Origin of the sequence: Enterovibrio nigricans DSM 22720 (assembly GCF_900167155.1) — a bacterium.
In the GTDB taxonomy this organism is placed as follows: Bacteria; Pseudomonadota; Gammaproteobacteria; order Enterobacterales; family Vibrionaceae; genus Enterovibrio; species Enterovibrio nigricans.
In genome coordinates this window covers 1-10312 of the sequence record NZ_FUXU01000106.1, presented here as the reverse complement: position 1 = coordinate 10312, position 10312 = coordinate 1, and the positions used below count along the sequence as shown (strand labels likewise).

Below are 10312 nucleotides of genomic sequence, written 5' to 3'. Positions count from 1 at the left end.
TAGACATGAGACTACGACGATTGATGGGTGTAGCCGATCAGATCGTAGCTTCTAGATTTAGTTCCATCGATTTAAGCAACAAAGCCTTTTCGGCATTGTTAGCAATCGCTACCATGTATTATCAGCGAGAGGCGTTGCGCCTTTGGCTAAAATCCATCTGGTATCGTTTCCCTCTAATTGGCGTTAACGCCCGCTTGTCTAAGCGAATGGGACTGAACGACCAGCATTGGTTCAACTCTGAAATTGAAGCGTGTAATGCTTTCGTTAAAAATTACGTTGAAAACGAAGCAGATGAAGAGCACTACCAACAAGCCAGCATTTACTTAGACAAAGTAGGTGATAAAGGTGTAAACCCGCTGAAGTGGTACCACTGGCTTGGCTTGTCAATCCTAGTATTGATTGAAGCGGCAGGTTTCGCCTATGTTCTGGCTGGCTTCACCCTTCAAGATGCAAGTGAATCACTTCAAAAAGAAGCTGCTGTCGCTATTGCCCTTCTGATCAGTGCCTTGTTGGTAAAACTAACCCACGCTATGGGTGGTGAGCTTTACTGCAATCAACAGATCGACAAAGTGCGCCTACGCTGGCAGAACTCCTCAAACAAAACCAACATCATTGAACCAGACAACGCGGTAAGCCTGAAATCTCTGCGCAACCACATCGATGATGGTGCCCCAGGCTGGCAGCAAATGGCTAACCGCCTTGATAAAGTCAACGCACAGTTTTCTAAGTCTTGGGCACTGACCATTGTAACCGTGACGTTTGTTGCGATTGTTGCGATTGGTGCCACTTACGTTCGTGGGCAGGTGCTTGAAAAATTGGCGATTGATGAAGTGCAAGGCGCGAGTCAAACGTCGTCTGCACCAATGTTCAGCAACCCTTTTGAATCAGGTGCATCCTCTATGCCTCAAGAAGGCGTAGCTGCGAAGAAGAAAGCACAAGAAGAAGCTGCTGCTGAAAAGATGGACGCTCACAAGAAAGCAGGCTGGACAACCTTTATCATCCTGGCTGTTATCTTCATTGCAATGCAGTTTTACAGTATCTATCTGGGCTTCAAAACCACCTTCTCAGGCAAAGAGTCAAAAGAAGCGTACTACTTCATTAACAAGTTCGACAACGTAACGAGCTTTATGAATTACTACGCCGCTCGCCAAGAAGCGGTTGCTCGAACGGCACAACGTGTGCTCTCTCACCTTCAAGCAAAAATCGCTAGCTATGCACAGAAGAATTCGGGCGAAACACGTGTTCTGAACGCAGCGACTAACTCAACAAACCGTAACTTCAATACATTCTTGTATCTGCAGTCAGAGCTGAAAAACGCGAAACCAATGGCGATTACGCCAGCATATCAACCAGAGCCTACGCCAGAACAAGCCCCAGCTACAGCGGCGACCGTTGCACCTGTGCCAGCAGCACAAACACCGAGCGCTGAACTGAGCGAAGACATCATCGCGCGTGTTAAGCAAAGTGATATCGAAGGTATCGATGATGCTGTTGTTCTCGCGGCAATGCGTGAAATCAAAGCCCGTGCAACTGCAGAAGTAGAAACACCGGAACAACGTTTGGCGCGCCTACAAGCCGCGATGGAGCAATAAGATGAAGGTGAAAAGCGTCCTTGTTGCGCTCTGTTTGCTTTCACCACTAGCGCAGGCCTACACAGACCGAAACGATGTGCCAAGTTGTAGTGCAAGCATGCCTCAAGAGTATGTTGATAACACAACGAAACGTGAATTGTTTGTCATCATCGATCGCACCATGTCAGCCAGCCTTAACGAAAAAGTGATGGTCGAGACGTACAACCAGATTTCACGCTTTGTTAAGTCTGGTGACAGCGTTCAGATTGTTCAGTTTTCTTCTTACAACAAAGATGGCTTTACTAACGTTGCATTCAAGGGCAAGACCGACATACCCCTGTCACGAGAAAACCGTGATTACATCCGAAAGTCTCAGTTGGCTAGCTTTGACAAATGTCTGACCGATCAACACCAATTTGTTTTGGCAAAAATCGGCGCGACACTGCAAGAGTCATTTGCGCCACAAGAGAACACTGACTTCTCAGAGGTAATCTCTTCTGTTGCTGAAATCAGTAATCAAATCGTGAGTGCTTCGACGGCTGCAGACAAAGTTGTTCTTCTTATCAGCGATATGCTGGAGAACTCTTCGGCGGTGTCTTTTTACCACAGTGGCAGTGTAAGAATGATCAACCCACAGCAAGAGCTGGACAACGTGATGAGCCGAAACGAGCTAGGCCAATTCGGTGGTGCACGTATCTATGTCATGGGTGCAGGTTTACTGCCAGGTGGGCAAAGCTACGTATCGTCTCAGAAGATGAAGTCTATTGAGCAGTTCTGGAGCCAGTACTTTGCACAAAGTAATGGTGAACTGAGAGGCTTTGGTAAGCCTTTGCTGCTATCGCAGTTCCATTAAGCGATTAAAGCCCAACCCGTGATACGGGTTGGGCTTTTTCGCGATGATTCGGTTATCGCTTTCGTCTATTTCAAATGTCGAGGCAAATCACCGTTTGATCGTAACATCTAGGATTCACTATGCCTTCAATGAGCAGATCGATAATTCTCGTTTTATTCGCATTTTTAGTCGTGGGTTGTAGTAAAACACCCAAGTCTGACGGCCAAATCGATACAAACGCGAAATACAGCAATGAGCTTCTATTTTCGGTTTACAAAAACACGCTAAACCTCACCCAAGAAGACCTCTACGTTACCGTCAATGGCAAACGAAAATTTGTGGGCACAAGAACCACTGCACACTCTATTTTCCGACCAGCCAGTAGCGAATTCGTTAACCATGGTTCGGCACAAGCGTACTTTTACTACCGTGGTGTAAACGCAAAAGATACCAATACATGGCTCACTGTTGTTGGACATACAGATTCAAGCGGTGACTCTGCGAAGAATTTTGAGCTCTCAAAGAAGCGCTCTTATGAAATTGCCTCGATTGCCGCAATGGCCAATCCCAATTTAAATGACTACTACCAGTATGGTGACTACCTTCCTGCTTTCTCTAACGCGACGAAAGAGGGGCGTGCAAAAAATCGCCGAGTAGAGCTGTTAGAGTTTAGCAATGAAGCTGATTTAGATGCTTACATTAATCAAAACTATAACGAGGCATTTACAAAAGAAATTGCAGCCAGACAGAAGAAAGTCAATCAGACTGGAGTCACGGCGGCAAAACCGTCGAAGCCAAAGCCGATTGTCACCAAGCCGGCACAGAGAAAAACCGGCCAATACGTTGAATTTGGTGGTTCAATGTTATCGCGTCACCGTTTTACAACGTTAGCTGCGCTTGGCCCAGCCACAGAAAATAAGCCCGTTTTTGGTATTTCCAGAGCGGTCGCGGCTGATATTTCTGATGCGTGCATTAACGACTCTCCCCCCTATAAAACCAAAGACAAAGATCTACGTACTTCAGATTATTTCCCGCTGATGAACGAGACACCTTGGTGGGGCATCGTAAATAAGCACGGCGTGTTAGTGTCGCCTGTCGCTGTGAATAAAGATGATGCAACGGCTACAGCGGCGCCAACCATCTACGTATACAAGAACTTTAAGAAAGGGCAGAAGCCGACCTACACCTACAAATCTGATGTTGTGGTGTACGAAGGAGAGAAGCATATTCTCTATCGCGTCTTCCCACGAGATGCATCAAAATCGCTGCAATGCATTGATATGCTGCTTTCAAAAGAGATGAATAAATCCAACCGTAAGGCAATAAAAGGGAATATCCTTTATGACTCCAAGCAAGGACTCAAGGTCGTAAACTTCCTCCCTGTTCAGGGATAAGCATCCACCAAGCCACTTGCCAAACAAGTGGCTTTTTCTTTTCGTAATGGTAACGAATCCCCCTACTTCACTTCGATGTAAGTTACACAAAAAATAACTCGTACAACCTATTGTTTTATAACGTTATAACCATTTAAAACAATTCTATAAACCATATGAAAAATCAGTCTTAGTTCTTTTCGCTCCTCCCTCTTGTAGAGTCAGAAACATTGCCTGATAATCGCGCAAAATTCAGACCTTTTTTTCCCATTTTCCCTTTTTAGGAAACCACCATTGAGCACCAAGTACTCTCTACTGCGCACACATTGTGATGCGCAGTTTTTCGGCCGCCTGATCAGTATTGGCTTGCCGATAGCGTTACAAACCATGTTGTTTTCCAGCCGCAGTCTGGTCGACATTCTTATGCTTGGTCAGTTAGGCGAAGCCGACGTCGCTGCCATTGGTGTTGCTGGTAAGGCGCTGTTCGTCGCGACGATCCTGATCTTTGGTGTCACGACAGGTGGTTCTTTGTTGACGGCACAATATTGGGGCGCAGGGAATATCGAAGGTTTTCGTCGTAAGACGGCGCTCACCGCGGTGATGACAACCCTCGTTGCGATCGTCTTTGCGTTCATTTTTCTCTTCATCCCTGATGCGGTGATGGGATTGGCGACAAATGATAGCAATGTCATTTACCTCGGTTCCCAGTACTTGCAAATTACGTCAGTAGCGATGATCACTATTGCGATGGGCAGTAGCCTGAACGCATCGCTGAGAACGATGAATAAACCCGGCATTGGCACAGCATTCAGCTTTGTGGGTATCAGTTTGAACTTGTTCCTCAACTGGGTGCTCATTTTCGGTAACTTAGGCTTTCCCGCATTAGGCATAGCGGGTGCTGCGTGGGCCACCATGCTAAGTGGTATCGTCGAGGTCGTTCTGTTCTTCCTTTATGTATATAGGAAGAAATTCGAGTCAGCATTTGGTCTTCAGCACATTATCGCTGCGTTTGACCCAGTGGGCATGAAACGCTTTCTGTCCCTGTCGCTCCCTGTCGCCCTTAATCACCTTATTTGGTCCAGTGGTATGTTCGTTTATCACGCCATTTTAGGACAAGCAGGCGTAGAGGGTCTCGCAGCACTATCAGTTATCACCCCAATTGAATCCTTCGCGCTTGCAATGCTCATTGGTATTTCCAACGCAGCAAGTGTCGTGATGGGAAATCAACTCGGGGCAAACAAATTGGATGCCGTGTATCCGCAGGCTTGGGGCATTGCTGCATTCAGTTTTATCGGTGCCGTATTTGTCGCGGGTATGATGCTGTTAGTCTGCGACCCAATACTCAGCCTGTTCTCAGCATTGTCCCCAAGCACGATGGCGCTGACAGAGAAGTTCTACTGGGTCTTTGCCGGTATGCTGATCATTAAATCTGTCCCAATGAGCATGATTGTTGGCGTGCTGCGTGCGGGAGGAGATATTCGTTACTGTCTGTATCAAGATATCGCGGCGCAATGGCTGATTGGCATTCCTGTCGTGGCCTTCGCGGCTTTGGTACTGAAAGTACCGTTGGAGTGGGTCTACGCATTGTTTGCGGTTGAGGAAATGGTGAAATGGGTAGGTTCTGTTTACCGTGTTCGCGCCAAAGTTTGGATCAAGAACTTGGTCGAAGCATAAGTAAGATATAAGCCCAAACTGCCGGAAGGTGCTTGGGTATCACCATCAAAAAAGAAGGGCGTCTTATCAGCGCCCTTCTTTTAATTGTTCAAACCGCTTTTTAGTGAGCGTCTGGATACCCATTTGGGTTGTTAGACTGCCAACGCCAAGTGTCAGACACCATGTCGTCCAACGTATGCGTTGCCGTCCAACCTAACTCGGTTTGCGCTTTCGACGCATCCGCCCAACACTCGGCGATATCGCCCGGACGACGAGGCGCAATTTTATACGCAATCTCTTTGCCACTGGCTTCGCTAAACGCAGCGACCATTTCTAGCACGCTCTTACCATCACCGGTACCGAGGTTATAGATATGAAGGCCAGCCTTCTTACCCACTTTATCTAGCGCCGCCAAGTGGCCATTCGCCAAATCAACCACGTGGATGTAATCTCGAACACCACTACCATCATTTGTCGGGTAGTCATCACCGAAGACAGATAAAAACTCACGACGCCCTACCGCAACCTGAGAAATAAACGGCATCAGGTTATTCGGAATGCCTTGAGGATCTTCTCCCATCTCACCCGACTTATGTGAGCCTACTGGGTTGAAGTAACGAAGCAGCGTGATACTCCAGTCCGGATTCGCTTTTTGAAAATCCGTCATACACTCTTCAACCATCAATTTACTGCGGCCATAAGGGTTGGTTGCTGAGGTTGGGAAGTTTTCGGTAATCGGCACAGATGCCGGATCGCCATATACCGTCGCAGAAGAACTGAACACGAGAGACATTACGCCTGCACGGCGCATCGCATCCACCAACACCAAGGTACCGTTGACGTTGTTGTCATAGTACTCAAGCGGCTTTTCTACTGACTCACCGACAGCCTTTAAACCCGCAAAATGAATCACCGATTCAATATTGTGCTGAGCGAAAATATTGTCCAGATTTACCGCATCTCGAATGTCTCCCTGATAAAACGTTGGGCGTTTACCCGTCAACTTTTCAATGCGGTCTAAAACAGCCACCTTGCTGTTATGCAGATTATCCAAAATGATAGGATTGTGCCCAGCTTCAATCAGCTGAACGCAGGTGTGGCTACCTATATATCCCATACCACCGGTGATCAAAACGTCCATTAACTCTTCCCAAAAGTTCCAGTTGAAAGATGCCTTAAAGAGGCACGTTCATCGCGTTTTTCATTCTCACTGCAATGCAGTTTTTGTGTACTGAAAGCTTAACACAACCAATGCAATTTTGAGTGAATACAGTCAAAAACCTTGTAAATAAAACCACTTTTCATTTGTATGATAATTGTAATTTTTAGACACAATTCCTGTCTCGTTATCGTCAACAGAATAAACAAAAAAGCCAGCAAAAACGGCTCGAAAACATACTTGCACAGAAAAGTTAGCACCCAATTGTGACTGTGCTGAATTTCTTAGGCTTCAGCTCGCATCAAGCATTGTAACAGCTAACCACATCACATTTTTGCTTATCTAAAACAAACAGTTAATCGCAATGGATTTTTCATACCTCTGGCTTATATAAACAAAAGCAGACCAAAGTCCAATGACATAACGCACAGAATTTCACACGCGGAATTAAATATTCGAAACGCCATTTCATTATTAGATCACGATCAAACATTTGCAATGTAAAACACTGTTTTGTTTTTAAACAAATCATATTTCAAATATGCTCCACCCAGACCAAAAGCATACCCTACTATTGGATATAACGATGATAAAATCTACGAACAAACTATCAGTGCTGAGCCTGTCTATTGCAGCTGCTCTTTGCACTTTTTCTGCGCAAACAGAATTGGACCAAAATGACGAGTTAAACCAAAGCGTTGCTGCTGTTGATCTGAGTGATGAAGCCAAGAAAGCGTTCTACGATGACTCGAAGCTAAATCTGCACTCTTTCCTTTATATTCGTGACCGTGAAGACCGCGCACCTGGTGCTGATTTCAAACCTCAAATTGAAAACCAAACCCTGCAATTGGCCATGGACTACCGTTCAGGTTACTTGAAAGACGTTGTCGGTTTTGACCTGTGGGCAAGTACGCTGATGAAAGTTGGCGATACCGTTGGCCAATCTGAAATTCTGCTGTATGACTACGACTGTAATGACGATGGTATTGGTGGCGACGGTTGTGAGAAAACCAATACCTCGCTAAACATCGCTGCACTGAAAGTGAAATTGGGTGACGAGCAACTGGGCTTTGCCGGTCGCGCAGGTTACACCCGTATCAACATGGGTACTATCCGTTCTTCTTGGGGCTTGAACCCACACTCATACCGCGGTTTCGAAGGTAAAGTGTCCATGGGTAAATTCCACGTAGGTTATGCGTGGGCTGACCAATTCAAGAACGATTGGAGCGATGAATTCAAAGACATGACGAACGCTTGGCACCAAGGTGACCCAAGCATGTCTGCGGCACAAAAAATTGATTTCATCCACTCTGTTGGCGCAATTTACGAGCTGGACAAAGGTGTTATCGATCTAGGTTACGGCCAAGGTAAAGACTACCGTGACAACTGGCAGGCACTGGTTAAATACAGCTGGGATCTGAGCGAAGACACTAAACTGAACACGGCATTCTTCTACCACGGTGGTAAGTATGTAGAAGGTAAAGTATCTAAAGTTGATAACGCTGAAGTAGAAAGCTACATCGCACTGGGCGCAGACATTAAAAACGGCGGCTTCACCTTCCGTACTGCATATAGCCAAACAGACGCGCCAAGCGATCCAGGTGGCGCATACAACTTCCGTTTGACGCCATGGGCTAACTCTGACAACCGTAACTTCATGCAAGCGACCTCGCAAATTGAAGACTACAACCCAGATGGCACCAAAGCAATCAAACTGGGCGTAGACTATAACTTCGCATCTTGGGGTATCCCAGAGCTGAGCGTAGGTCTGAGCGGTAACTACGGTTGGGATGTCATCTCTGACAAGAGTGCTAAAGGTGACGCGCGCACTTACGACGGTACCATGTACTCTATTGACTACAACATCCGCTACCGCTTCCTTGAGGGCGGCCTGAAGGGTCTGAACGTTAACTTCTTCCCAGCGTACTTCCGCTCAGAAGACACCAACTATAAGAACGATCGTAACGACATGAAACTCATGTTCTCTTACTCGTACGCGGCGAAGTAATTCCCCCCGACTCTCTCGTTCACATCCCCGCTGCATAGCGGGGATTTTTTTACCTCATTATCCAAGCTAGCTGTCGATACTGGGTATACAACACCATTCTCAACGGCACAATACAATAACGTGTAGTCTTCGTCGTCGACCTCGGTATTGTTCACCATGCTGATGAGACAAACTGCGCTGCGAAACTCACTAAACGACAGACACAAAAAAGTGGCCTAATAAGCCACTTTTTATCCGTTCCGTTCTGTGTTTATTTCTTCTACGCGCTCTTTTCTTCTTGAGCCACAGTGCAACCTAAACGTGCGGAGATTGTCGCTGCCGAAGCATGAAGATAACTAATAAACTCTTCTTTTTTACTTTCGGTGAATCGCATTGTCGGCAGAGAGATACTCAAGCCCGCAGTGACTTTGCCAAAGCGATCATAAACTGGAACCGCAATACAACGAAGGCCAACTTCCTGCTCTTCGTTATCTTCGCCATAGCCTTGCTCTTTCACTTTTGGCAGCTCTGCCAATAGCTCATCAATGTTCTTGTGCGTTTTAGGCGTAGACTGTTTGAATTCAACATTTTTAAGGCATTCACGCACAGTGGCTGCTGGCAGATCTGCCAGCAGCACCTTACCGATGGCAGTACTGTAAAGTGGGTTGCGCTTGCCAATACGTGACTGCATGCTCAGTTTGTATTTGGAGTCGATTTTGTGGATGTAGATAATGCTATCTTCATCCAGAGCGCCCAAATGCAGTGCTTCCATGGTTTCATCCGAAATTTTCACCATTTCCGCGTTCGCGTAATCAATAATGTCTACGTACTCTAACGCTCGCGCACCAACTTCAAACAGTTTCAGCGTCAGTGCATAACGCTCACTCTCACCTTCTTGAGAAACGTAACCCAACGTTTTCATCGTCTGTAGAAAGCGATAAACCGTACTTTTTGACATCATTAAGCGTTGAGCCAGTTCGCTAATTCCAATTTCCTTCTCACTGCTCAACGTTTCAAAAATCGCCATGGTTTTTTGAACGGAAGAGACAGCATCAGGTTGCTTGTTGCTCATAGATTTATCCTTTCCTCAAAATAATTGAGTTCCGTCACTGCTCGACGGACTTTATGGGTGCAATTGTAAATTAGGTGTCACAAAAATCAATATTAAACCAATATAAATGAAACGATATTTTTAATATTTTGGGCGTAGATAATAAGCAATGATTTGGATACTCATCAGTATATTTTTCACACCCGTTCCGTTTATACGAGTGAATGCACACTCTGAGTGAGATTATAATTTATATGTTATTTCTCATAAGCTTATTGTTAATTTTTACATCCTTAACTCCTGAAAATGACGAAGCGCTGCAAAGCAGCGCTTATCTAAAATGTCGTTTTAAATTTGACACGTGAAGGGGCTTTGTTGCTTAATTCGGTTGGAAGACATGGCAGCCTAAAGTTGTTCGGTTCTTAAGCAATATACTGAGTTTCAGGCATACCCAGTCCTGTAAGCTTGTTCAGCGCTTTGATCATAGCGTAAGTCTCGCCAACCTGAGCATTGTAATTTCTTAGGCTTAATTTCCCACCTAGCAGCTGTTTTACTCGGTACATTGCTGTCTCTGATAGTGAGCGCTTGTGATAGCCATACCGCTTTTTCCACTTCTTGTTGGAGCCGTAGAGCTTTTGACAACCTACTGCTAAATTGCGAGGGTGTCCTTGTTCCCAGAATGCAGC

7 protein-coding genes and 1 pseudogene are annotated in these 10312 nt (G+C 45.8%); 5 read left to right on the top strand and 3 right to left on the bottom strand.

Annotation, left to right across the window (positions count from 1 at the left end; translation table 11 throughout):
- The 4 genes from B5D35_RS21015 to B5D35_RS21000 form a co-directional block, all read left to right on the top strand.
- Positions 1-1592 (top strand): hypothetical protein (locus B5D35_RS21015; protein ID WP_244556690.1); only part of this gene is annotated, 1592 nt, incomplete at its 5' end.
- 1 nt (position 1593) lies between these two features.
- Positions 1594-2424 (top strand): hypothetical protein, encoded by an 831-nt coding sequence (locus B5D35_RS21010; RefSeq protein WP_078754442.1) that lies wholly within the window; start codon positions 1594-1596, stop codon positions 2422-2424.
- Positions 2425-2552: 128 nt separating this feature from the next.
- On the top strand, positions 2553-3797 hold the full coding sequence (locus B5D35_RS21005; RefSeq protein ID WP_244556689.1) for an OmpA family protein: 1245 nt from the start codon (positions 2553-2555) through the stop codon (positions 3795-3797).
- Positions 3798-4070: 273 nt separating this feature from the next.
- A complete protein-coding gene (locus tag B5D35_RS21000) occupies positions 4071-5450 on the top strand; it encodes an MATE family efflux transporter (protein ID WP_078754440.1) in 1380 nt (459 codons plus the stop codon).
- 100 nt (positions 5451-5550) lie between these two features.
- Here B5D35_RS21000 and galE read toward each other — a convergent pair whose 3' ends face one another.
- Positions 5551-6570 (bottom strand): UDP-glucose 4-epimerase GalE, encoded by a 1020-nt coding sequence (gene galE / locus B5D35_RS20995; protein WP_078754439.1) that lies wholly within the window; start codon positions 6568-6570, stop codon positions 5551-5553.
- 604 nt (positions 6571-7174) lie between these two features.
- Here galE and B5D35_RS20990 point away from each other — a divergent pair.
- The gene (locus B5D35_RS20990; protein ID WP_101210511.1) at positions 7175-8596 is read left to right on the top strand and encodes an OprD family outer membrane porin; all 1422 of its coding nucleotides are present in this window, start codon (positions 7175-7177) and stop codon (positions 8594-8596) included.
- 259 nt (positions 8597-8855) lie between these two features.
- Here the strand turns inward: B5D35_RS20990 and kdgR are convergent, their stop codons facing one another.
- Both kdgR and B5D35_RS20980 read right to left on the bottom strand, forming a co-directional pair.
- On the bottom strand, positions 8856-9647 hold the full coding sequence (gene kdgR, locus B5D35_RS20985) for a DNA-binding transcriptional regulator KdgR (RefSeq protein ID WP_078754437.1): 792 nt from the start codon (positions 9645-9647) through the stop codon (positions 8856-8858).
- Between the two features lie 401 nt (positions 9648-10048).
- Positions 10049-10312, bottom strand: a pseudogene (locus B5D35_RS20980) (IS5/IS1182 family transposase); the annotation flags it as partial.

Excerpts from the sequence above, each read along its gene's own strand:
- galE (WP_078754439.1), bottom strand. The coding sequence starts at position 6,570 with ATGGACGTTTTGATCACCGGTGGTATGGGATATATAGGTAGCCACACC.
- B5D35_RS21005 (WP_244556689.1), top strand. The coding sequence starts at position 2,553 with ATGAGCAGATCGATAATTCTCGTTTTATTCGCATTTTTAGTCGTGGGT.
- B5D35_RS21010 (WP_078754442.1), top strand. The coding sequence starts at position 1,594 with ATGAAGGTGAAAAGCGTCCTTGTTGCGCTCTGTTTGCTTTCACCACTA.
- kdgR (WP_078754437.1), bottom strand. The coding sequence starts at position 9,647 with ATGAGCAACAAGCAACCTGATGCTGTCTCTTCCGTTCAAAAAACCATG.
- B5D35_RS20990 (WP_101210511.1), top strand. The coding sequence starts at position 7,175 with ATGATAAAATCTACGAACAAACTATCAGTGCTGAGCCTGTCTATTGCA.